The 22,388-nt window shown below is 73.3% G+C and carries 23 protein-coding genes; 3 read left to right on the top strand and 20 right to left on the bottom strand.

Going from position 1 to position 22,388, the window contains the following annotated elements; all coding sequences use genetic code 11:
* The first annotated feature begins 3 nt into the window (after positions 1-3).
* Positions 4-1,182, top strand: a complete 1,179-nt coding sequence (locus HJG43_10755; protein UER54939.1) for an aminotransferase class I/II-fold pyridoxal phosphate-dependent enzyme — start codon at positions 4-6, stop codon at positions 1,180-1,182.
* Here HJG43_10755 and HJG43_10760 read toward each other — a convergent pair.
* Positions 1,171-3,285 carry a protein meaA gene (locus HJG43_10760; GenBank protein UER54940.1) on the bottom strand — a complete coding sequence of 705 codons (2,115 nt, stop codon included), beginning with the start codon at positions 3,283-3,285 and terminating at the stop codon, positions 1,171-1,173. The two genes, HJG43_10755 and HJG43_10760, sit on opposite strands and share 12 nt — an antisense overlap.
* A gap of 190 nt (positions 3,286-3,475) precedes the next feature.
* On the opposite strand from HJG43_10760, the gene HJG43_10765 reads away from it, so the two are divergent.
* A complete protein-coding gene (locus HJG43_10765; protein UER55900.1) occupies positions 3,476-3,760 on the top strand; it encodes a hypothetical protein in 285 nt (94 codons plus the stop codon).
* A gap of 30 nt (positions 3,761-3,790) precedes the next feature.
* On the opposite strand, the gene murA is transcribed toward HJG43_10765, so the two are convergent.
* Positions 3,791-5,080, bottom strand: coding sequence for a UDP-N-acetylglucosamine 1-carboxyvinyltransferase (gene murA, locus HJG43_10770; GenBank protein UER54941.1), 1,290 nt, complete (start codon positions 5,078-5,080; stop codon positions 3,791-3,793).
* Between the two features lie 39 nt (positions 5,081-5,119).
* On the opposite strand from murA, the gene HJG43_10775 reads away from it, so the two are divergent.
* Positions 5,120-5,755: a cob(I)yrinic acid a,c-diamide adenosyltransferase gene (locus HJG43_10775; GenBank protein UER54942.1), complete on the top strand. Its 636-nt coding sequence runs from the start codon at positions 5,120-5,122 to the stop codon at positions 5,753-5,755.
* 19 nt (positions 5,756-5,774) lie between these two features.
* Here the strand turns inward: HJG43_10775 and HJG43_10780 are convergent, their stop codons facing one another.
* From HJG43_10780 to HJG43_10865, 18 genes are all read right to left on the bottom strand, one after another.
* Positions 5,775-6,206 (bottom strand): DUF2550 domain-containing protein, encoded by a 432-nt coding sequence (locus tag HJG43_10780; GenBank protein UER54943.1) that lies wholly within the window; start codon positions 6,204-6,206, stop codon positions 5,775-5,777.
* A 14-nt stretch (positions 6,207-6,220) separates the two neighbouring features.
* Entirely contained in the window at positions 6,221-6,502 is a 282-nt protein-coding gene (locus HJG43_10785; GenBank protein ID UER54944.1) for a F0F1 ATP synthase subunit epsilon, read from the bottom strand.
* 141 nt (positions 6,503-6,643) lie between these two features.
* Entirely contained in the window at positions 6,644-8,101 is a 1,458-nt protein-coding gene (gene atpD, locus HJG43_10790) for a F0F1 ATP synthase subunit beta (GenBank protein UER54945.1), read from the bottom strand.
* A gap of 17 nt (positions 8,102-8,118) precedes the next feature.
* On the bottom strand, positions 8,119-9,027 hold the full coding sequence (locus tag HJG43_10795) for a F0F1 ATP synthase subunit gamma (protein ID UER54946.1): 909 nt from the start codon (positions 9,025-9,027) through the stop codon (positions 8,119-8,121).
* 36 nt (positions 9,028-9,063) lie between these two features.
* Positions 9,064-10,701, bottom strand: coding sequence for a F0F1 ATP synthase subunit alpha (locus HJG43_10800; protein UER54947.1), 1,638 nt, complete (start codon positions 10,699-10,701; stop codon positions 9,064-9,066).
* 71 nt (positions 10,702-10,772) lie between these two features.
* Entirely contained in the window at positions 10,773-11,591 is an 819-nt protein-coding gene (locus HJG43_10805; protein ID UER54948.1) for a F0F1 ATP synthase subunit delta, read from the bottom strand.
* Positions 11,591-12,184 carry a F0F1 ATP synthase subunit B gene (locus tag HJG43_10810; GenBank protein ID UER54949.1) on the bottom strand — a complete coding sequence of 198 codons (594 nt, stop codon included), beginning with the start codon at positions 12,182-12,184 and terminating at the stop codon, positions 11,591-11,593. Before HJG43_10810 ends, HJG43_10805 begins: the two co-directional genes overlap by 1 nt.
* A 29-nt stretch (positions 12,185-12,213) precedes the next feature.
* Complete coding sequence (locus HJG43_10815; protein ID UER54950.1) at positions 12,214-12,417, bottom strand: ATP synthase F0 subunit C; 204 nt, start codon at positions 12,415-12,417, stop codon at positions 12,214-12,216.
* Positions 12,418-12,478: 61 nt separating this feature from the next.
* On the bottom strand, positions 12,479-13,264 hold the full coding sequence (gene atpB / locus HJG43_10820) for a F0F1 ATP synthase subunit A (protein ID UER54951.1): 786 nt from the start codon (positions 13,262-13,264) through the stop codon (positions 12,479-12,481).
* 76 nt (positions 13,265-13,340) lie between these two features.
* A complete protein-coding gene (locus HJG43_10825) occupies positions 13,341-13,577 on the bottom strand; it encodes an AtpZ/AtpI family protein (GenBank protein ID UER54952.1) in 237 nt (78 codons plus the stop codon).
* Between the two features lie 30 nt (positions 13,578-13,607).
* On the bottom strand, positions 13,608-14,024 hold the full coding sequence (locus tag HJG43_10830; protein UER54953.1) for a hypothetical protein: 417 nt from the start codon (positions 14,022-14,024) through the stop codon (positions 13,608-13,610).
* Positions 14,025-14,074: 50 nt separating this feature from the next.
* On the bottom strand, positions 14,075-15,172 hold the full coding sequence (locus tag HJG43_10835; protein ID UER54954.1) for an undecaprenyl/decaprenyl-phosphate alpha-N-acetylglucosaminyl 1-phosphate transferase: 1,098 nt from the start codon (positions 15,170-15,172) through the stop codon (positions 14,075-14,077).
* A gap of 10 nt (positions 15,173-15,182) precedes the next feature.
* On the bottom strand, positions 15,183-15,836 hold the full coding sequence (locus tag HJG43_10840) for a threonylcarbamoyl-AMP synthase (GenBank protein UER54955.1): 654 nt from the start codon (positions 15,834-15,836) through the stop codon (positions 15,183-15,185).
* Positions 15,833-17,176: a peptide chain release factor N(5)-glutamine methyltransferase gene (prmC, locus tag HJG43_10845; GenBank protein ID UER55901.1), complete on the bottom strand. Its 1,344-nt coding sequence runs from the start codon at positions 17,174-17,176 to the stop codon at positions 15,833-15,835. Before prmC ends, HJG43_10840 begins: the two co-directional genes overlap by 4 nt.
* Before the next feature lie 729 nt (positions 17,177-17,905).
* On the bottom strand, positions 17,906-18,136 hold the full coding sequence (gene rpmE, locus HJG43_10850; GenBank protein UER54956.1) for a 50S ribosomal protein L31: 231 nt from the start codon (positions 18,134-18,136) through the stop codon (positions 17,906-17,908).
* 132 nt (positions 18,137-18,268) lie between these two features.
* Positions 18,269-20,074 carry a transcription termination factor Rho gene (gene rho / locus HJG43_10855; GenBank protein UER54957.1) on the bottom strand — a complete coding sequence of 602 codons (1,806 nt, stop codon included), beginning with the start codon at positions 20,072-20,074 and terminating at the stop codon, positions 18,269-18,271.
* Between the two features lie 189 nt (positions 20,075-20,263).
* Complete coding sequence (locus HJG43_10860) at positions 20,264-21,235, bottom strand: homoserine kinase (GenBank protein UER54958.1); 972 nt, start codon at positions 21,233-21,235, stop codon at positions 20,264-20,266.
* A gap of 8 nt (positions 21,236-21,243) precedes the next feature.
* Complete coding sequence (locus HJG43_10865) at positions 21,244-22,314, bottom strand: threonine synthase (GenBank protein ID UER54959.1); 1,071 nt, start codon at positions 22,312-22,314, stop codon at positions 21,244-21,246.
* Positions 22,315-22,388: the final 74 nt, after the last annotated feature.

A 22,388-nucleotide genomic window follows, 5' to 3' on the forward strand; every position in this document is an offset into this window, starting at 1 on the left:
ACGATGACCCATGTGATCGAAGACCTCGACGACACCGCACTGCGCGCCCGGGCGAGCATCAAGTGGGACCTGGCCGAGCCGGACGTGCTGCCGGCCTGGGTGGCCGAGAGCGACTTCGCCCCCGCCCCGCCCGTCCACCAGGCCGTCACCGAGGCGGTGGCCCGGGGCGCATTCGGCTATCCCACCGTCGACGAGCGCACCGGGCTGCCCGAGGCGACGGCGGAGTACTGCGCGTCCGCGTGGGGCTGGCACGTCGACCCGGCACGGGTGCTGCTCAGCGGGGACGTCATGGCCGGAGTCCGGCTCGTGCTCGAGACGCTCTGCGAGAAGGCCCCCGTCGTCGTCCCGACACCGGCGTACCCGCCGTTCCTCGACGTCGTCCCGCTCACCGGACGCGAGCTCGTCACCGTCCCGCTCGACCCGGACGCCGAGCACGCGGCGCTCGACCTGGACCAGGTCGCGGCCGCGCTGGCCGCGGGGGCCCGCACCGTGCTGCTGTGCAACCCGCACAACCCATGGGGCCGGGCGTTCACGGCGGAGGAGCTCACCGGCCTGCGCGACGTCGTCACCCGCTACGGGGCGCGGGTGGTCTCCGACGAGATCCACGCCCCGCTGGTGCTACCCGGGGCACAGCACGTGCCGTACGCGTCGCTGCCCGGGACCACGGAGCACACGACGACCGTGCTGTCGGCGAGTAAGGCCTTCAACGTTCCGGGCCTGAAGTGCGCGCAGATCGTCTGCGGGTCGGCCGCGGACCACGCCGCGCTGCGCCGGGTGCCCGTCGTCGCCAACCACGGTGTCTCCCCGCTGGGGACCGTGGCGAACACGGCGGCCTGGACCGAGGGCGGGCCGTGGCTGGCCGCCCTGATCGAGCGCCTCGACGCCAACCGGGGCCTGCTGGAGCGCCTCGTCGCCGAGCACCTGCCGGGGGTCCGGATGCGCCGGATGGAGGCGACCTACCTGGCCTGGCTCGACGTCCGGGCCCTTGACCTGCCCCGCTCCCCGGCGGCCATCGCGCTGGAACGTGGCCGGGTCATGGTCAACGACGGGCTCGCCTTCGGCCCGGGCGGGCAGGGCCACGTCCGGCTCAACACGGCGACGAGCCCCGAACGGCTGACCGAGGCGGTCCACCGCCTCGCCCGGGCCTGGTACGGCGACGGGCGGTCGGTGTCAGCTCGCTGACTGCTGGTGCGCTGACTGTCGGTGCGCTGAGAGCTCCGGCAAGCCGTAGGCCCGCCGGATCGCGGCGACCACCCGGCCGAGGACCTCGTTGAGCCCGAAGTCCTTGGGCGTGAACACCTCGGCGACGCCGGCCTCGCGCAGCCGGTGGGCGTCGCCGTCGGGGATGATCCCGCCGACGACGACCGGCACGTCACCGAGGTCGTGCTCCCGCAGCCCCTGCAGGACCTGGGGCACCAGCTCCATGTGCGAGCCGGACAGCACCGACAGGCCGACGCAGTGCACGTCCTCGGCGACCGCGGCCGCGACGATCTGCGCCGGCGTGAGCCGGATGCCCTGGTAGACGACCTCGAAGCCGGCGTCCCGGGCGCGGACGGCGACCTGCTCGGCGCCGTTGGAGTGACCGTCCAGTCCGGGTTTGCCGACGAGCATCCGCAGCCGGGTGCCGAGCTCCTCACCGGTGCGCCGCACGGCCTCCCGCAGCGCGGCCAGCTCGCCGGCGGAATCCCCTGCCCCACCAGGCGCGCTCCGGTCCCGCCCGGACTCGTCCGCCACTGACGGCGTGCCGACCGAGCCGGACACCCCCGTCGGGGCGCGGTACTCACCGAACACCTCCCGCAGCGCACCTGACCACTCCCCCGTCGTCACCCCGGCCCGGGCGCACGCGAGCGTCGCCGGCACGAGGTTGGTGTCGCGGCGCGCCTCCTCGGTGAGCCGACGCAGCGCGTCGGCGGCAGCCTGCCGCCGGGCCGGGTCGGCGTCCCGCTCGGAGCGCCAGCGACGCACCGCCTCGACTGCGGCGGCCTCGACCCCCGGGTCCACGGTCTGGATCGCCGTGGTCAGGTCGGCGGTCAGCGGGCTGGGCTCGGTGCCGGTGAACCGGTTGACCCCGACGACGACGTCCTGCCCGGTCTCGATCCGGCGCCGGCGGGCGGCGTGCGAGGCGACGAGGGCCTGCTTCATGTACCCGGACTCGACGGCGGCGACGGCGCCGCCCATCGCCAGCACGCGATCGATCTCGGCGCGCGCGCCGTCCGCGATCTGGCGAACCTTCGCCTCGACCACCGGGCTGCCGTCGAACAGGTCCTCGTACTCCAGCAGGTCGGACTCGTAGGCGAGCACCTGCTGGATCCGCAGGCTCCACTGCTGGTCCCACGGCCGGGGCAGGCCGAGCGCCTCGTTCCAGGCCGGCAGCTGGACGGCGCGCGCCCGGGCCCGCTTGGACAGCGTCACCGCCAGCATCTCCAGCACGATCCGCTGGACGTTGTTCTCGGGCTGCGCCTCGGTCAGGCCCAAGGAGTTGACCTGGACGCCGTAGCGAAACCGCCGCTGGCGCTCGTCGCTCACCCCGTAGCGCTCCCGGGTCAGCTCGTCCCACAGCTCGACGAAGGCGCGCATCTTGCACATCTCCTCGACGAACCGGACCCCGGCGTTGACGAAGAACGAGATCCGGCCGACCACCTCCCCGAACCGCTCCGGCGGCACCTGGCCGGAGTCCCGGACGGCGTCGAGGACCGCGATCGCCGTGCACATCGAGTAGGCGATCTCCTGCACCGGCGTCGCGCCGGCCTCCTGGAGGTGGTAGCTGCAGATGTTGATCGGGTTCCACCGCGGGACCTCCGCCACGGTGTACGCGATGAGGTCCGTGACGAGCCGCAGGCTGGGCCCGGGTGGGAAGGCGTAGGTCCCGCGGGAGAGGTACTCCTTGATGATGTCGTTCTGCGTGGTGCCGGTCAGCTGACCGGGTGCCGCCCCCTGCTCCTCGGCGACGACCTGGTACAGCGCGAACAGCCACATCGCGGTCGCGTTGATGGTCATCGACGTGTTCATCTCGGCGAGCGGGATGCCGTCGAACAGGGCGCGCATGTCACCGACGTGGCTGACCGGGACACCGACCTTGCCGACCTCGCCCCGGGCGAGCTCGTGGTCGGGGTCGTAACCGGTCTGGGTCGGCAGGTCGAAGGCGACGGACAGGCCGGTCTGGCCCTTCTCGAGGTTGCGCCGGTACAGCGCGTTGGACTCCCGGGCGCTGGAGTGCCCGGCGTAGGTCCGCATCACCCACGGCCGGTCGCGCTCGGGCCGGCTCGGCTGGGACGGGTCAGTCATCGGTCGACCTCCTGGCAGGTGCGGTGAGGCTACCGACCGGTACCGCCGTTGCGGGAGGTCAACCGGTGGTGAGGGTGGCCACTTCCGGACCGGGCGAGGAGCGGCACCGCCGGGCACCGCGGCGCACACTGGACCAGTGTCGTCGTGGGAGAGCTACTCCTACCTGCTCGGCCCGGTCGTCGCGTTCGGGATGGTGGCCGTGCTGGCGCTGCTGCTGCGCTGGGCGTTCTCCCGCGGCCACTCGCTGGTGGAGTCCCCGCCCCGGGCGGGTGCCCCGCAGGACTACGGCCTGCTCGTCCCCGTCGCCGAACCCGCCACCTTCGTCGAGGCCGAGGCGCTGCGCCGCCGGCTCGCCGAGGCGGGGATCACCGCGACCCTGGCGCCGACCACCCTGGGACCGCGGGTGCTCGTCTTCCCCCGGGACGCCGACGCGGCCCGGGCCGTCCTTGGGGACCGGCCCGGCCCCCGGGACTGACCGGTACGGCGGCCGCAGGGGCCACCGGGATCAGGGAGCGAGCAGGCCGGTGGCGTCGTCCACGGTGGTCCGGCGCACCTGGGCCCCCAGACCCGCCAGCGTCCCGACAAGGTCCTCGTACCCGCGGTCCACGTGGCCGGCCCCCTCGACGGTCGTCACCCCGTCGGCGACGAGGCCGGCCACGACGAGGGCAGCGCCGGCGCGGATGTCGGTCGCCACGACCGGCGCCCCGGACAGGCGTGGCCGTCCCCGCACGAGCACGTGGTGGCCGTCCACCCGGACGTCGGCGCCGAGCCGGGCGACCTCGTCGACGAACCGGAACCGGGACTCGAACAGGTTCTCGGTGATCACCGCGGAGCCGAGGGACACCGCGCCGAGCGCGACGGCGAACGGCTGCAGGTCGGTCGGGAAGCCGGGGTACGGCAGCGTCGCGACGTCCACCGCCTGCGCGCGGCGCGGCCCGACGACCCGGAAGCCGGCGGCGTCGGCCAGGACGTCGGCACCGGCAGCGCGCAGCTTGTCCAGCGGCAGCCGCAGGTGGTCGGCGCGCCCGCCGCGCACCAGCACGTCCCCGCCGGTTGCCGCCGCCGCGTACGCCCACGAGCCGGCCACCACCCGGTCGGCGACCACCCGGTGCTCGACCGGGTGCAGACGCTCGACGCCCTCGACGACGAGACGACCGGTGCCGACGCCGTCGATCCGCGCGCCCATCGCGACGAGCATCTCCGCGAGGTCGACCACCTCCGGCTCGCGGGCCGCGTTGTCGAGCACCGTGGTGCCCCTGGCCAGGGCGGCCGCCATGAGCAGGTTCTCCGTCGCCCCCACCGAGGGGAAGGCCAGCGGCACCTCGGCGCCGGTCAGCCCACGGGGCGCCTGCGCGACGAGGTAGCCGTGGTCGACGTGCACCGTCGCGCCCAGGGCCTCCAGACCGGCGACGTGGAGGTCCAGACCGCGCGAGCCGATGGCGTCGCCGCCGGGCATCGCCACGTCGACGCGGCCGACCCGGGCGACGAGCGGGCCGAGCACGCTGATGGAGGCGCGCATCGCCCGCACCAGCTCGTAGTCGGCCCGGTGCCCCGGCTCGTCCGGCACGTCCACGGTGACGGCGTGCGCGTCGGTGTCGTGCTCGACCGTGCACCCGAGCCGGCGCAGCAGCTCGGCCATGATCCGGACGTCGAGAATGTCCGGGACGTCGAGCAGGGTGCTGTGCCCGGGCGCCAGCAGGCAACCGGCCATGAGCTTGAGCACGCTGTTCTTCGCCCCGCGCACAGTGACCTCGCCCTGCAGCCGGGCCCCGCCGGCGACCTCGATGCGCTCCACGACCGGCGATCGTAGGGGGGCGCGTCGTAGTGTCACGCCATGGTCAACCTCACCCGCATCTACACCCGAACCGGCGACGACGGCACGACTGCCCTCGGTGACTTCAGCCGGACCCGCAAGACCGACGCCCGGCTGGTCGCCTACGCCGACGTCGACGAGGCCAACTCGGCGATCGGCGTCGTGCTGGCCGCCCCGGACGCGGCCGACGTCCTCGGCGAGGACGTCATCACCCTGCTGACCCGGGTGCAGAACGACCTGTTCGACGTCGGCGCCGACCTGTGCACACCGCTCGCGCCGACCTACGAGCACCCCCCGCTGCGGGTGCGCGAGCAGTGGGTGGAGGAGCTCGAGCAGGCCTGCGACACCTACAACGAGCCGTTGGCGCGGCTGCGCTCGTTCGTCCTGCCCGGCGGGACGCCGGCCTCGGCGGGGCTGCACGTGGCCCGCACCGTCGTGCGGCGCGCCGAGCGGGCGGCCTGGGCGGCGATCGAGTCCTACGGCACCGGCGAGCACGGCGGCGTCAACCCGCTGACGGCGACGTACCTCAACCGCCTGTCCGACCTGCTGTTCATCCTCGCCCGGTACGCCAACCGGTCGGCCGGCGACGTGCTGTGGCAGCCCGGCGGCGGCCGCCAGGAGGCGCCGGTCCGTCGGCCGCGGCGGCAGGACACCTAGGTCCTGGTCCGCCGGGCGCTCAGGTCACGCGGGCGGTCTGCCCGGGCGGTGCGGACTCCAGCCACGAGGCCAGGCCGGTGTACGCGTCCTCGGTCATGGCCAGGTCGAGGTCGTCCCCGCGGTGGCGGCAGTGGACGACGACGGCCTGCGGGACGACCGCGGTCACCTCCGGGCCCTGGGTGGGGCGGCGGTCGACCACCACGAGGTCCCCGCGGCGCCAGGTGGCCTTGGGTCGCAGCGAGAACGAGAACACCCGGAACCACTCGAGCCGGTCGTAGCCGTAGCGAGCGACGCCAAGACTCCAGTGGCCGTCGGGCAGGCGCAGCGAGCAGTCGAAGGACGCCCGACGCCGGGCCAGCCCCTGCCGGCGCAGGACGAACGCGGCGGCCAGGACGACGAGGAGCAGGGTGAGACCGAGGGCGGCCAGCAGGGGGACGACGAGCTCCTCCACGTGGCCGCCTCGGACTACCGGGAGGCCGTGGTCTCGTCCGGCATGGTCACGTCGTCGAGCACCAGCACGACGCGGTCGTGCTCGACGGACAGGAACCCGCCGCCCGTGCTCACCGTCACCGGGGAACCGCTGACGGGGTGCACCCGGACCTCACCCTGGACGAGGGCGCCGAGCACCGGGGTGTGGCCCGGCATGACGCCGAGCTCGCCCTCCGTGGTCCGGGCCACGACGAGCGATGCCTCGCCGGACCAGACCGTCCGGTCGGCTGCGACGAGCTCGACATGGAGTTCGGCCACGGGTTCACGCCTCCTGCGTCCGGGGGGGCCGCCGGTCCTGGCGGCGGTGCGGTGCCGAGAATAGCCACCGCCGGACACGACAACGACGCGGGGCCCGCACCGGGTCGACCGGTGCAGGCCCCGTGACGTGCGGGACTGCGGCTACTCGCCGGTCTCCTTCTGGATCCGGGCCCAGTTGCGCTCGACGTCCTCCAGACCGCCGCACATGAAGAACGCCTGCTCGGCGACGTGGTCGTACTCGCCGTCCGCGATCTTCGTGAACGCCTCGACGGTCTCCGACAGCGGCACGGTCGAGCCCTCGATGCCGGTGAACTGCTTGGCGACGTAGGTGTTCTGGGACAGGAACCGCTGGATGCGGCGGGCCCGGTTGACGACGATCTTGTCCTCCTCGGACAGCTCGTCGACGCCGAGGATGGCGATGATGTCCTGCAGCTCCTTGTTGCGCTGCAGGATCTGCTTGACCCGCACCGCGGTGGTGTAGTGCTCCTGGGAGATGTACCGCGGGTCGAGGATCCGGGAGGTGGAGGTCAGCGGGTCCACGGCCGGGTAGATGCCCAGGGACGCGATCTCTCGGGAGAGCTCGGTGGTCGCGTCGAGGTGGGCGAACGTCGTCGCCGGGGCGGGGTCGGTGTAGTCGTCGGCGGGCACGTAGATGGCCTGCATCGAGGTGATCGAGTGGCCGCGGGTCGAGGTGATCCGCTCCTGGAGCAGGCCCATCTCGTCGGCGAGGTTGGGCTGGTAGCCCACCGCCGACGGCATCCGGCCCAGCAGCGTGGAGACCTCCGAGCCGGCCTGGGTGAACCGGAAGATGTTGTCGATGAACAGCAGCACGTCCTGCTGCTGCACGTCGCGGAAGTACTCCGCCATCGTCAGCGCGGACAGGGCCACCCGCAGGCGGGTGCCCGGCGGCTCGTCCATCTGGCCGAAGACGAGCGCGGTGGAGCCCAGGACGCCGGACTCCTCCATCTCGGCGATGAGGTCGTTGCCCTCACGGGTCCGCTCACCGACGCCGGCGAACACGGACACGCCGCCGTGGTCACGGGCCACGCGGGCGATCATCTCCTGGATGAGCACCGTCTTGCCGACGCCGGCGCCGCCGAACAGGCCGATCTTGCCGCCCTGCACGTAGGGCGTCAGCAGGTCGATGACCTTGATACCGGTCTCGAACATCTCGGTCTTGGACTCGAGCTGGTCGAACGCGGGGGCGGTCCGGTGGATCGGCCAGCGCTCGGTGACCTCCAGCGGCTCGTCGCAGTTGAGGCAGTCCCCGACGACGTTGAACACCTTGCCGAGGGTGACGTCGCCGACGGGGACGCTGATCGGCGCGCCGGTGTCGTGCACCGGCATGCCGCGGACCAGGCCGTCAGTCGGCTTCATCGCGATGGCCCGGACCATGTTGTCGCCGACGTGCTGGGCGACCTCGAGCCACAAAGTGGTCTGCTCGCCGAGCAGCTCGTAGGTGACCTGCAGGGCGTTGTTGATGTCGGGGATCGCGTCCGCGGGGAACTCGATGTCGACAACAGGCCCGGTGACCCGGGCGATGCGGCCGACGCCGGGCTCGGTGGAGCGGACGTCGGTCTCCGGGAGAGTGGCGGTCATGGTGTGTCTCTCAGCTCCTACCGGCTCGCGGTGGCCTGGGCGAGCGCGTCCGCGCCACCCACGATCTCACTGATCTCGTTCGTGATCTCCGCCTGGCGCGCCTGGTTGGCCAGTCGGGTGTACGTGCGGATGAGCTCCTCGGCGTTGTCGCTCGCGGACTTCATCGCGCGCTGACGCGACGCCTGCTCGCTGGCCGCGGCCTGCAGCAGGCAGTTGTAGATGCGGCTGCCGCTGTAGCGCGGCAGCAGCGCGTCGAGCACCTGCTCGACGTCCGGCTCGAACTCGTAGAGCGGCAGCAGCTCGTCCGCCGACGGCTCCTCGACCCCTTCGACGACCTCCAGGGGCAGCAGCCGGATGACCTCGGGCTGCTGGGTGACCATGTTGACGAACCGGGTGAAGACGACGTGGATCTCGTCCACGCCGCCGTCCTCCGAGCCCCGCACGAAGGCGTCGACGAGCGCGTCCCCGATCTCCCGGGCCACCTCGAACGTCGGCTGCTCGGAGTAACCGGTCCACTCCCGCTCGACCGGACGCCGGCGGAACCGGTAGTAGGCCACCGCCTTGCGGCCGAACAGGTACGGGACCGGCTCGACGTCGTTCTCCCGCAGCCGCTCGGCGAGCCGCTCGCCCTCCTTGAGGACGTTGGCGGAGTACGCCCCGGCCATGCCGCGGTCGCTGGTGACGAGCAGCACCGCCGCCCGGCGCACCTCGGCCTTCTCGGTCGTCAGCGGGTGCTCGGCGTCCGAGAACGTCGCCACCGCCGACACGGCGCGGGTGATCGCCCGGGCGTACGGCGTCGAGGCGGTCACCGCCTGACGCGCCCGGGCGATCCGCGACGTCGCGATCAGCTCCATCGCGCGGAAGATCTTCTTCATCGACTGCGTCGACCGGATCCGTCCGCGGTAGACCCGCTGCTGGGCTCCCATGTGCTCTGCTCTCTCGTCGTCTGCTCGAGGCCGCCGTCAGCGCTTCTGCCGGACGATCTTCTCCTGCTCGACCTCGGCCTCGTCGATCGCCTCGGCCTCCTCGTGGCCGGCCTGGACGAGGCCGGCGTCCTGCCCGCCGGAGAAGCCCTGCAGGAAGGACTGCACCTCGCGCTCCAGGGTGGCCGCGGTGTCGTCCTCGAACGTGCCGGTCTCCCGGATGGTCGACAGGACGTCGGTGGAGCGGCGCAGGTGGTCGAGGAACTCGGTCTCGAAGCGGCGGACGTCGCCGACCGCGACCTTGTCGAGCTGGCCGGAGGTCCCCAGCCAGATCGACACGACCTGCTCCTCCACCGGGTACGGCGCGTACTGGGGCTGCTTGAGCAGCTCCATCAGGCGCTGGCCGCGGTTGAGCTGCTGACGGGAGGCTGCGTCGAGGTCCGAGGCGAACATCGCGAACGCCTCCAGGGCCCGGTACTGCGCCAGGTCCACGCGCAGCGAGCCCGCCACCGTCTTCATCGCCTTGATCTGGGCGGCGCCGCCGACCCGCGAGACCGAGGTGCCGACGTCGACCGCGGGGCGCTGGTTGGCGTTGAACAGGTCGGACTGCAGGAAGATCTGACCGTCGGTGATCGAGATGACGTTCGTCGGGATGTAGGCCGAGATGTCGTTGGCCTTGGTCTCGATCAGCGGCAGCCCCGTCATCGACCCGGCGCCGAGCTCGTCGGACAGCTTCGCGCAGCGCTCGAGCAGCCGGGAGTGCAGGTAGAACACGTCACCGGGGTACGCCTCACGACCCGGCGGGCGGCGCAGCAGCAGGGACACGGCGCGGTAGGCCTCGGCCTGCTTGGACAGGTCGTCGAACACGATGAGGACGTGCTTGCCGCCGTACATCCAGTGCTGGCCGATGGCCGAGCCGGTGTAGGGCGCGATGTACTTGTAGCCGGCCGGGTCGGACGCCGGGGCCGCGACGATCGTCGTGTACTCCAGCGCCCCGGCGTCCTCCAGCGCGTCACGGATCGAGGCGATGGTGGAGCCCTTCTGACCGACGGCTACGTAGATGCAGCGGACCTGCTTGCTCGGGTCCCCGGTCTCCCAGAACTCCTTCTGGTTGATGATCGTGTCGATGGCGATGGCCGTCTTGCCGGTCTGCCGGTCGCCGATGATGAGCTGGCGCTGGCCGCGACCGATCGGGGTCATCGAGTCGATGGCCTTGATCCCGGTCTGCAGCGGCTCGTGGACCGACTTGCGGGCCATCACGCCGGGCGCCTGCAGCTCCAGGGCGCGGCGGCCCTCGGCCTCGATCTCGCCGAGCCCGTCGATCGGGTTGCCGAGCGGGTCGACGACCCGACCGAGAAAGCCGTCGCCGACCGGCGCGGAGAGGATCTCCCCGGTGCGGCGGACCTCCTGGCCCTCGTCGATGCCGGTGAACTCGCCGAGGACGACGACGCCGATCTCCCGGACGTCGAGGTTGAGCGCCAGGCCGCGGGTGCCGTCGGCGAACTCGAGCAGCTCGTTGGCCATGACGCCCGGCAGGCCCTCGACCCGGGCGATGCCGTCACCGGCCTCGGTGACCCGCCCGACCTCCTCGCGGGAGGCCGCGCCGGGCTCGTAGGACTGGACGAAGGCGTCCAGCGCGCTCCGGATCTCCTCCGGTCGGATCGTCAGCTCCGCCATCTTCGATGTCCCTGCTTCCTGAAGTCTGTGGTTCCTGCAGTCTGTGGTGCCGTGAGGTCAAGTGTGGCTCGTCAGCCGGCGAGCCGGCGTCGGGCGTCGTCGAGGCGGCTCAGGACGCTGGCGTCGATGACCTCGTCGCCGACCTGGACCCGCAGACCGCCGACGATCTCGGGGTCCACCTCGATGTTGAGCCGCATCGTCGTGCCGTACACGCGCTCGAGCAGCCGGGCCAGTCGCTCGCGCTGGTCCTCGGTGAGCGGCACCGCCGCGGTGACCCGGGCGAGAAGCCGCTCGCGCCGCCGGGCGGCGACGGCGCCGAAGGCGTCGAGGGCGTCCGGCACGGAGCGGCCGCGGGGGTGGGTGACGGCCTGGACGGCGAGCACGAGGGTCGGCTCGTGGACCTTGCCCTCCAGGAGCCGGCGGACCAGCGCCGTGCGGTCCTCCAGCGGGGCCTCCCGGCTCCCGAGCGCCTGGCCGAGCTCCCGGTGGCCCTCGACGAGCCGGGCGAACCGGAACAGCTCGTCCTCGACGGCGTCGAGGACGCCCTGGTGCTCGGCGGCGGCGAGGACCGCGACGACGCCGAGGTGCTCGGCGGCGTCGACCACGTCGCGGGCCTGCGACCAGCGGTCCCGGGCCAGCCCGGCGACCAGGGCCCGGGTGGCGTCGTTGACCTTGCCCTCGAGCAGCCGGTCGACGAGCGCCGCCTTGACCTGCCCGTCACGGGAGGGGTCGGTCAGCGCCCGGCGCAACGCGCCCGAGGAGTCCAGCAGCCGCGCGACCGCGAACAGCTCACCGCCGACCTCGGCGGCAGCGGCCGGGTCAAGGGTGCCCAGGAGCGGCTCCACCCGCTCCTCGGCCGCCGCCAGGGACTGCCTGCTGGTGCCGCGCATCAGGCGTCCTGCCCCGCACCGGCCCGGGCCCGCACCTCGTCGGCGTCGCTGCGCTCCAGCTCGGTGAGGAAGCGCTCCACGACACGGCTCTGCCGGGCCTCGTCCTGCAGGGACTCCCCGACGATGCGCGAGGCGAGGGTCACAGCCAGGGTGCCCACCTCGCCCCGCAGCTGGTTGACCGCCTGCTGGCGCTCGGCCTCGATCTGCTTGTGCGCCGACTCGGTGATCCGGGCTGCCTCGGCCGAGGCCCTCTCCCGCATCTGCGCGACGATGGCGGCGCCCTCGGCGCGAGCGTCCTCACGGATCTTCTGCGCCTCGGCGCGTGCCTCGGCCAGCTGGGCCCGGTACTGCTCCAGCGCGGCCTCGGCCTCGGCCTGGGCCTCCTCGGCCTGCTTCATCCCGCCCTCGATGGCGGCCGCGCGCTCGGCGTAGACCTCCTCGAAGCGCGGTACCACCCGGGTCGCGATGATCCAGTAGAGGATGCCGAACGCGATCAGCCCGACGATGAGCTCGGCCGGGTGCGGGATGATCGGATAGGCCTCGGCCCAGAACCCCTCCTCCGCGGCGAGGACCGCGGTGGCTTCGGTCTGCATGAGGACTCCTCGCAGTGTGTCGGGCTGGGTCAGAGGATGAACGCGAGGACCAGGCCGAACAGGGCGAGCGCCTCGGCCAGGGCGAAGCCCAGGATGGCGATCGGCTGCAGCATGCCGCGGGACTCGGGCTGACGGGCGGTGCCGTTGATGTACGCCGCGAAGATCAGGCCGACGGCGATGGCCGGGCCGATGGCCGCCAGGCCGTAGCCGATGACGTTGAGGCTGCCTTCCATGTCTCTCTTCTCTTCCTCTCGGTCGGCGCGCCGGGGCGGCGCGTCGGTCGGTGGGTTCCGCTCAGTGCTCGTCGGCCAGGGAGCCGGCGATGTACAGCGCGGTCAGCAGGACGAACACGTACGCCTGCAGGAACTGGACCAGCAGCTCGAAGAACGTCATGACGATGGCCATGACGAACGCCGCGACGCTGCTGAGGTTGACGAACAGGTTGCCCCCGTGCAGGAGCATGTACTCGCCGCCGAGGATGAACACCAGCAGCAGCATGTGGCCAGCGAACATGTTGGCGAACAGTCGCATCCCGAGCGTCAGCGGCCGGGTGATGAAGAAGGTCATCAGCTCGAGCACGTAGACGAACGGGGAGATCCAACCCGGGATCCCCGGCGGCATGAGGCCCTTGAAGTAGCCGCCGAGGCCCTTCCGGCGGATGCCGACCGCGTGGTAGACGACGAACGTGACCAGGGTGACGGCGATCGCGAAGCCGATCCGGCTGAACGTCGGGAACTGGATCGGAGGCAGGACGCCGAACCAGTTGTTGACGAGGATCAGCAGGAACTGGGTGAGCAGCAGCGGCAGGAACGGCCGGAAGTTGCGGCTGCCGAGGATGTCGATCGCGACCGAGTTCCGGACGAAGTTGTAGACGCCCTCCCCGGCGAACTGGAGCTTGCCGGGGACGACGGCCATCCGCCTGGCGACGGCCGTCATGAACCACGCGATGAGCACGACGGAGATGGCGATGACGAACATCGACCGCGTGACCGCGAACGCGCCGTCGCCGATGAGCGGCTGCCAGAAGTCTCCGGGCGTCGGCGGGTTGAAGCCTTCCGCGGCGAGCACAAGCGGGCTCACACCATCTCCTCGCGAGGGTTCAGGCGGTGCTGGGGGGCCGTGACGACCGGCTCAGCAGGTCCCCCCGGGCCAGTGGTCACCGCGTACCGTACCGGAGCCAGATGAGGTAGCCAGCCAGGGCCGTGCCGACGAGGACGCCGACCAGCACCAGCCAGCTCGTCCCCAGCCACCGGTCGAGCAGCCAGCCGAGGAACCCGTAGCCGGCCATCCCGGACAGCAGGTACGCCGGGACGCTCCAGGCGGCGGCCGCGTCCTGTTCGGACTGCAGCCGCTCGCGCTCGCGGCGCTGCGGGTCGTCCGGTGGGCTGCTCATCGCGGACGGGACGGTAACACCGCACGACGCTCACCGGGCCGCCCCACCGATCGGCAGCCGGGCGCGGGCCAGACCGCGGACCTGCCCGACGAGCCAGGCGACCGCGCACGCCATCGCGGTGGCGGCGAGCGCGGTCGGGGACAGCCACGGCTGGTCGCGCAGACCCAGGACGACGGCGCCGAGAACGGCGACCTTGGTCGAGTACAGCGCCAGCGCCACGCCCAGGCTCATCTCCGGGACGACGTTCCGGGCGGCACGCATGACGGTAAGGGTGAGACCGAAGAACACGACCACCAGCGCGACCCCGAAGACGGTGCCGACGAGTACCCCGGTCCCGGCGCCGGCGCCCGCGAGCACGGCGGCAACAGCGAGGGCGACCCCGCCGACCGCGGCGGTCGGCAGGAGGGCCCCCCGCAGCATCGCGAGGTAGGGGTCGGCGGCCTGCACCGGGTCGCTGCTCCCGTCGGTGGGGGTCGTCGGCGTGCTTGTGAACGCTATCACAAGCGTTCGGCGGTCCTCCCGCGCAGCGGTCCGAGGGTGAGCGCCACGGAGGCGACGATCGCGACGAGCCACAACGGCACTCCAACCGACAGCGGGACGAAGGCCAGCGAGACGGCGCCGAAGGCCATCACCCCGGTCCACAGGTAGAGGAGCAGCACCGCGCGGGCGTGGCTGTGGCCGAGGTCGAGCAGCCGGTGGTGCAGGTGCATCCGGTCGGCGACGAACGGGGACTGCCCGGCCCGCAGCCGGCGGACCACGGCCAGGGCCAGGTCGGTGAGCGGCAGCAGCAGGACGACGACGGGCAGCAGCAGCGGGAAGAAGGCCGGGACGACCTGGGCGTCGGAGACGACGGTCGGGTCGATCTGGCCGGTGACGGCGATGGCGGCCGAGGCGAGCAGCAGCCCGAGCAGCATCGAGCCGGAGTCGCCCATGAAGATCCGCGCCGGGTTGAAGTTGTGCGGCAGGAAGCCCAGGCACGCGCCGACGAGGGCGGCGCCGACGAGGGTGGCGAGGCTGGAGTAGTCGTCGGCGCTGGTGTCCCGGGTCAGCAGGTAGGTGTAGACGAAGAAGGCCGCTCCCCCGATGGCCATGACCCCGGCGGCGAGCCCGTCGAGGCCGTCGACGAAGTTCACCGCGTTGATGGTGACGACGACCGCGAGGACGGTCAGCACGAGGAAGGTCACCCCGGAGCCCACGGTGACCCCGCCGACCGGCAGGGACACCAGCTGGACGCCCTGCCAGGCGAGAAGCCCGGCGGCGAGCACCTGCCCGGCCAGCTTCGTCAGCGCGTCCAGGCCCCACACGTCGTCCGCGACGCCGACGAGGCACACCAGCGCCCCGGCGCCGAGCACCGCCCACGGGCCGCGCCCGGCGAACACCGGGTCGAGGAACGGCACCTGGGACGCCACGGCGAACGCCACGGCGACACCTGCGAGCATGGCCAGGCCGCCCAGTCGCGGGGTCGGGACGACGTGCACGTCCCTGGCCCGCACCGGCGTCAGTGCACCGGTCGCGACCGCGAGCCGGCGGGCGAGCGGGGTGGTCAGGTAGGTGACGGCCGCGGCCAGGACGAGGACGAGCAGGTAGGCCCTCACCGCAGGCGCCTCACGCCCCGCCGGGACCGTCGACGTCCGGGACGACCTCGCGTACCTCCTCGAGCCCGAGCGCCCCGAGCCGGACGACGCGCAGCCGCCCGCCGGTGGCGTCCAGGATGGTCGACGGGTCGCTGCGGCCGGTCGGCCCCGCCTCCAGGTAGGCGGCGACCGAGTCCCCGAGCTGCTCACGCGCCTCCGCCGCGGTCGTCGCGGGCGGGCGGCCGGCCCGGTTGGCGCTGCTGACCGCCAGCGGACCCGTCGTGGCCAGCAGCTCGAGGGCGACCTCGTGGTGGGGCATCCGGACGGCGACCGTGCCCCCGGTGTCCCCCAGGTCCCAGTGCAGGGACGGCTGGGCCCGGCAGATCACGGTGAGCGGCCCGGGCCAGAACCGCTCGATGAGCGCCCGGACGTCGTCCGGCACGTCGGTGGCCAGCCCGTCGAGGGTGCGGGCATCCGGGACGAGGACCGGCGGCGGCTTCTCCCGGCCGCGGCCCTTGGCCTCGAGCAGGGCGGCCACCGCCGCCGGGGTGAACGCGTCGGCACCGACCCCGTACACGGTGTCGGTCGGCAGGACGACGAGCTCGCCGCGGCGCAGCGCGTCGGCGGCGTGCCGCAGACCGGTGGCACGCTGGTCGGCGTCAGTGCAGTCGTACAGGCTGCTCACGAGGGTCCACTCTCCCACCGCCGGGCGCTGACGTGGCGGGGACGTCCGGTGAGGTCGGTGTGCCCGGCCGGCTCACGCCACCCGCCGCGCCGCAGCTCGGCGAGCAGCGCGGGCTGCTGTACCTCGGCGTGCTCGACCACGACGAGCCCACCGGGGCGCAGCAGCCGGGCAGCGGTGCGCAGCACGACCCGGGGGACGTCGAGGCCGTCCGGGCCGCCGCCGTACAGCGCCGCGGCCGGGTCGTGGTCGCGCACCTCCGGGTCCACGGGCACGGCGTCCAGGGGCACGTACGGCGGGTTGGACACGACGACGTCGACGGTGCCGTCGAGGTCGCCGAAGGCGTCCGCGGCGTCACCGAGCCGCAGGTCGACCCCGGTGCCGGCGAGGTTGCGCGCCGCCCAGGCGTGCGCCGCCGGCTCGAGCTCGACGGCGTGCACGACGGCCTGGGGCACCTCGTGGCTGACGGCGAGGGCGATGGCACCCGAGCCCGTGCACAGGTCGACGACGACCGGGACCCGTCCGCTCGCGACGACCCGGCGGGCCTCGGCGACGGCGACGCCGGCGACCACCTCGGTCTCGGGGCGCGGCACGAAGACCCCCGGGCCGACGTCGAGCTCGACGGTGCGGAACGCCGCTCGGCCGGTCAGGTGCTGCAGCGGCACCCGTCGGACCCGTTCGTCGACGAGGTCGGCCAGACCCGGCGGGGCATCGGCCCCGCGCAAGGCCGCGGCCCGCAGCTCGCCGGGACGGCAGCCGAGCAGGTGGGCGGCGAGCGCCTCGGCGTCCTGGCGCGGCGTGGCGACCCCCGCCTGCGCCAACCGCGCGGTGGCCCGGCGCAGCGCGACGTCGAGCCGCTCGGCCGTCGGCCCTCGGAGCGGGTCAGCCGACGCGGTCACCGCTACCCGCCTGCTCCAGGCGCGCGGCCTCGTCGGCGTCCACGCAGGACTGCAGCACCGGGTCGAGGTCGCCGTCCAGGACCTGGTCGAGGTTGTAGGCCTTGAACCCGGTGCGGTGGTCGCTGACCCGGTTCTCCGGGAAGTTGTACGTGCGGATCCGCTCGGACCGGTCCACGGTGCGCACCTGCGAGCGGCGGGCGGCGGCCGCCTCGGCGTCCGCCGCGGCGCGAGCCTCGGCGAGCAGCCGGGCGCGCAGGATCCGCATCGCCTGCTCCCGGTTCTGCAGCTGGCTCTTCTCGTTCTGGCAGGAGACGACGATCCCCGTCGGCAGGTGGGTGATCCGCACCGCGGAGTCGGTGGTGTTGACGCTCTGGCCGCCTGGCCCGGAGGACCGGAACACGTCGACGCGGACGTCGTTCGGGCCGATCTGCACCTCCTCGTCACCCTCGTCGGTCTCGGGCATGACGAGGACGCCGACGGCCGAGGTGTGGATGCGGCCCTGGGACTCGGTGACCGGGACCCGCTGCACCCGGTGCACGCCGCCCTCGAACTTCAGCCGCGCCCACACCCCCTCGCCGGGGCCGGGGGCCCCGCGGGAGCGGACTGCCAGGACGACGTTCTTGTAGCCGCCGAGGTCGGACTCGGTCGCGTCGAGCACCTCCGCGCGCCAGCCGCGGCGCTCGGCGTAGCGCAGGTACATCCGTACCAGGTCGCCGGCGAACAGGGCCGACTCCTCACCGCCCTCCCCGGCCTTGACCTCCAGGAGCACGTCCCGGTCGTCGTCCGGGTCGCGCGGCACGAGCACCCGGCGGAGCCGCTCGGCGGCGTCGTCCCGGGCCTGCTCCAAGGCGGGCACCTCGGCGGCGAACCCCTCGTCGTCCGCGGCCAGCTCGCGGGCCGCGGCGAGGTCGTCCTCGGCGGCGCGCCACCGGTCGTAGGCGGCGACGACGGCGCCCAGCTCGGCGTAGCGCCGGCCCAGGGTCCGCGCCCGGCGGGCGTCGGCGTGCACGGTCGGGTCGGCGAGCGCGTGCTCGAGCCGGGCGTGCTCCTCGAGCAGACCCTGGACCGACTCGAACATGCTGGCTCCTCTGGGTGGGACGCCCTCACCGGGCGCGACGACGACGACGGCGCCGGCACCCCCCGGGTCGGGGGCGTGCCGGCGCCGTGAGGTCGCTACTTGTCGTCGCCGGAGGCCACGGTCCTCTTGCCGTAGCGGGCCTGGAAGCGGGCGACCCGGCCGCCGGTGTCCATGATCTTCTGCTTGCCGGTGTAGAAGGGGTGGCAGGCGCTGCAGACGTCGGCGTGGATCTGACCGCTCTTCGCGGTGCTGCGGGTGGTGAACGTGTTCCCGCAGGTGCAGGTCACCTCGGTCACCACGTAGTCCGGGTGGATGTCGCTCTTCACAGGGGCTCCTTCGGTGTGGAGGTCGCCGGGTCGCGACGCCGAGCGCGCACGCGTGAACCGGAACCGTCGTCCAGTGTGCCAGAGGGACCGGCACGCTCCCCAAACGCACGGGGCGCGGCCGGCCTTCCCGGGTCAGTCGTCGTCGCCCTTGCCGGCGATCGGCGTCGTCTTCTGCACCTGCATGAGGAACTCGGTGTTGCTGCGGGTCTCGCGCAGCTTGGACAGCAGCAGCTCCAGCGCCTGCTGGGAGTCCAGCGCGGACAGCACCCGGCGGAGCTTCCAGATGATCTGCAGCTCCTCGCGGCCGAGCAGGATCTCCTCGCGGCGGGTGCCCGAGGGGTTGACGTCGACGGCGGGGAAGACCCGCTTGTCGGCCAGCCGCCGGTCCAGCCGCAGCTCCATGTTCCCGGTGCCCTTGAACTCCTCGAAGATGACCTCGTCCATCTTCGAGCCGGTCTCCACCAGCGCGGTGGCCAGGATGGTCAGCGAGCCGCCGTTCTCGATGTTGCGGGCGGCGCCGAAGAACCGCTTCGGCGGGTACAGGGCGCTGGAGTCCACGCCGCCGGAGAGGATGCGGCCCGAGGCCGGTGCGGCGATGTTGTAGGCACGGCCCAGGCGGGTGATGGAGTCGAGCAGCACCACGACGTCGTGACCGAGCTCGACGAGGCGCTTGGCCCGCTCGATGGCCAGCTCGGCGACCGTCGTGTGGTCGTCGGCCGGACGGTCGAAGGTCGAGGCGATGACCTCGCCCTTGACCGTCCGCTGCATGTCGGTGACCTCCTCGGGGCGCTCGTCGACGAGCACGACCATGAGGTGCACCTCGGGGTTGTTGACGCTGATCGCGTTGGCGATCGCCTGCAGCACCAGGGTCTTACCGGCCTTGGGCGGGGAGACGATGAGCCCGCGCTGGCCCTTGCCGATGGGGGCGACCAGGTCGATGATCCGCGTCGTCAGGATCCCCGGCTCGGTCTCCAGCCGCAGCCGCTCCTGGGGGTACAGCGGGGTGAGCTTGCCGAACTCGACCCGCTGACGGGCCTGCTCCGGGGTCATGCCGTTGACGGTGTCGAGGCGGACGAGCGGGTTGTACTTCTGCCGCCTGTTCTCCGGCTCGTTCTCCCGGGGGGCGCGCACCGCGCCGGTCACCGCGTCACCCTTGCGCAGGCCGTTCTTCTTGACCTGCCCGAGGGAGACGTAGACGTCGTTGGGGCCCGGCAGGTAGCCGGACGTGCGGACGAAGGCGTAGTTGTCGAGGACGTCGAGGATGCCGGCCACCGGGACGAGGACGTCGTCCTCGGACACCTCGGGGACCTCGTCGGGCAGCTGGTCGGTCCCGCGGCCGCGGCGCTTGCGGTCGCGGTACCGGCCGCGGCGCCGGCGGCCGCCCCGCTCGTCGTCGTCGCCGTCCGGACCGTGCTGGCGGTCGTTCTGCTGGCGGTCCTGCTGCTGGCGGTCCTGCTGCTGCCGGTCCTGCTGCTGCCGGTCCTGCTGCTGCCGGTCGTTCTGCTGCCGCTCCTGCTGCTGGCCGGTCCGGCCCTGCGGGCTGCGCTCCTGCTGCACACCGTTCTGCGGGGCGCCGCCCTGGGGGGCGCCGCCCTCCGGGGCGCCGTTCTGCGAGGCGCCGTTCTGCGAGGCGCCATTCTGTGAGGCGCCGTCCCGGTGGGTGCCGTCCTGCTGGTCGCCGTCCTGCCGTCGTCCGGCGTCGGGAGCCTCGGCCTGGGACCGCTGGGCCGGCGTCCGCCGGACGGCGTCCCCCCGGTCAGCCGGCGGCTGCCCGGCCTGGTGCGCACGGATGGCCTCGAGCAGCTCGCTCTTGCGCATGCGCCCGGTGCCGCGCACGCCCAGCTCGGAGGCCAGCGCCTGCAGCTGGGGCAGACGCAGCGTCGACAGGCTGGGGCTTGCCGCCGCGGAGCTCTCGACGGTCTCGGTGGTGTCTGTCACGAAGGACCCTTCCCCCTCGTCGGCGGTCCTTCAGATGTGGACCGCGGGTGTCCGGCCGAATCGCCGGGTACGGGAACAGCCACGCTGGGGACGCCGGGGCGACGTCCACGGTGGCGCTGATGCACGGGGCCGAGTGGCCGAGATCTCGGAGAGTTCCCGGGCCTCGAGGGCCCCGGGTGCACGATCACTCTAACACCGACTGGCGTCCGGTACTTCCGCAGTCGGAGAGCCCGGCGCGCCGTGACCGGCTGCCCGGGCTCCGGTGGTCGCCACGCCGGGTCGCAGCACCTGCCAGCCGGCGGCAGCCTCGGCGGCGCGCGCGGCCGCGTCCGCGGCCTGGTCCACGGTGGTCAGCACGAGCACGCTGGGGCCGGCGCCGGAGACGACGGCGGCCAGCCCGTCGGCGCGCAGCCTGCGCACCAGCGCCAGGGTGGCGGGCATGGCCGCTTCGCGCTGCCCCTGGTGCAGGCGGTCCTCGGTCGCCGGTAGCAGCAGGTCCGGGGACCGGGTCATCGCCTCGACGAGCAGGGCGGCGCGACCGACGGTGAACGCGGCGTCCCCGTGCGGCACGGTCGGCGGCAGGACAGAGCGCGCCGTCGACGTCGGCAGCTGGTCGGCGGGCAGGCAGACGACGGGTTCGACGTCGGGGTGCACGTCGAGCCGCACCGCCCGCCAGCGGCCGGTCGGCTCCTGCCACCCCAGGGTCATCCCGCCGAGCGCGCAGGCGGCGGCGTTGTCGGGGTGCCCCTCGATCCCGCTGGCCAGGTCGACCACGTCCTCGGCGCCGAGCGCGCCCGGCGCCAGCAGGGCCCGCCCCGCGGCGACCCCGGTGACGATCGCGGTGGCCGAGGAGCCCAGGCCCCGGCCGTGCGGGACGGCGTTGCGGCACCGCAGCGTCAGGCCGGGGCGGCAGACCACCCCGGCGCGCTCGAAGGCCGCCCGCAGACCCCGGACGACGAGGTGGTCCTCGCCCGGTGGCAGCTCACCGGCTCCCTCGCCGTCGACCTCGACGGTGACCGGGTCACCGTCGCGCCCGACGGTCACCTCGACCTCGTCGAAGACGCCGAGGGCCAGACCGACGGCGTCGTAGCCGGGTCCGAGGTTCGCGCTGGAGGCCGGCACCCGGACGGTGACCGAGGCGCCGGGCTCCGGCGGTGGCACCGCCGCCCTCACTGCAGCTCCAGGGCCGCGGCGGCGGCGTAGGCGTCCACGCCGATCCGCAACGGCTCGACGTCCCCGCCGTCCGGCGTCCGCAGGGCCCACTGGGGGTCCTTGAGCCCGTGCCCCGTCACCGTGCACACGACCCGCTGACCGGGCTCGAGCGCGCCGGCCTCGTGGCGGGCGAGCAGACCGGCGACACCGGCGGCGGAGGCCGGCTCGACGAACACGCCGTCCCGGGCCGACAGCAGCCGGTGGGCGGCGAGGATCTGCTCGTCGGTCACCGCCTCGACGACGCCGCCGCTCTCGTCGCGCGCGGCGACGGCCTGCTGCCACGAGGCCGGGTTGCCGATCCGGATCGCGGTGGCGATGGTCTCGGGGTGGTCAACCGGGTGGCCCGCGACGATCGGGGCGGCCCCCGCCGCCTGGAAGCCCCACATCCGCGGCCGGCGGGTGGCCGGGCCGTCCTCGGCGTACTCGGTGTAGCCCTTCCAGTAGGCGGTGACGTTGCCGGCGTTGCCGACCGGCAGACAGTGCACGTCCGGGGCGTCGCCGAGGACGTCGACGACCTCGAACGCCGCCGTCTTCTGGCCCTCGATCCGGTACGGGTTCACCGAGTTGACGAGCTCGACCGGGTACGCCTCGGCGAGCTTGCGGGCCAGGGTCAGGCAGTCGTCGAAGTTGCCGGCCACCTGCAGCAGCGTCGCGCCGTGGGCGATCGCCTGGCTCAGCTTGCCCATCGCGATGCGGCCCTCTGGCACGAGCACCCCGCACGTCATCCCGGCCGCCGCGGCGTAGGCGGCAGCGGAGGCCGAGGTGTTGCCGGTGCTCGCGCAGATGACGGCGCGGGCACCGAGCTCGGCGGCGCGGGTGATGGCCGTGGTCATCCCCCGGTCCTTGAACGAGCCGGTGGGGTTGCAGCCCTCAACCTTGAGCCACACCTCGCAGCCGGTGCGCTCGGACAGGTGGCGCGCGGGCACGAGCGGGGTGCCGCCCTCGCCGAGCGTGACGACCGGGGCGTCCGCGCCGAACGGCAGGCGGTCCCGGTACTCCTCGATCACCCCGCGCCACAGGTGCGCCACGGCTGCTCCCTCGTGCGTTCTCGCTGGTCTGGTGCGTTCTCAGTCGTTCTGAGTCAGTCTCGTCCGGCTGGTCG

It is taken from the genome of Kineosporiaceae bacterium SCSIO 59966, from assembly GCA_020881835.1.
GTDB lineage: Bacteria > Actinomycetota > Actinomycetes > Actinomycetales > SCSIO-59966 > SCSIO-59966.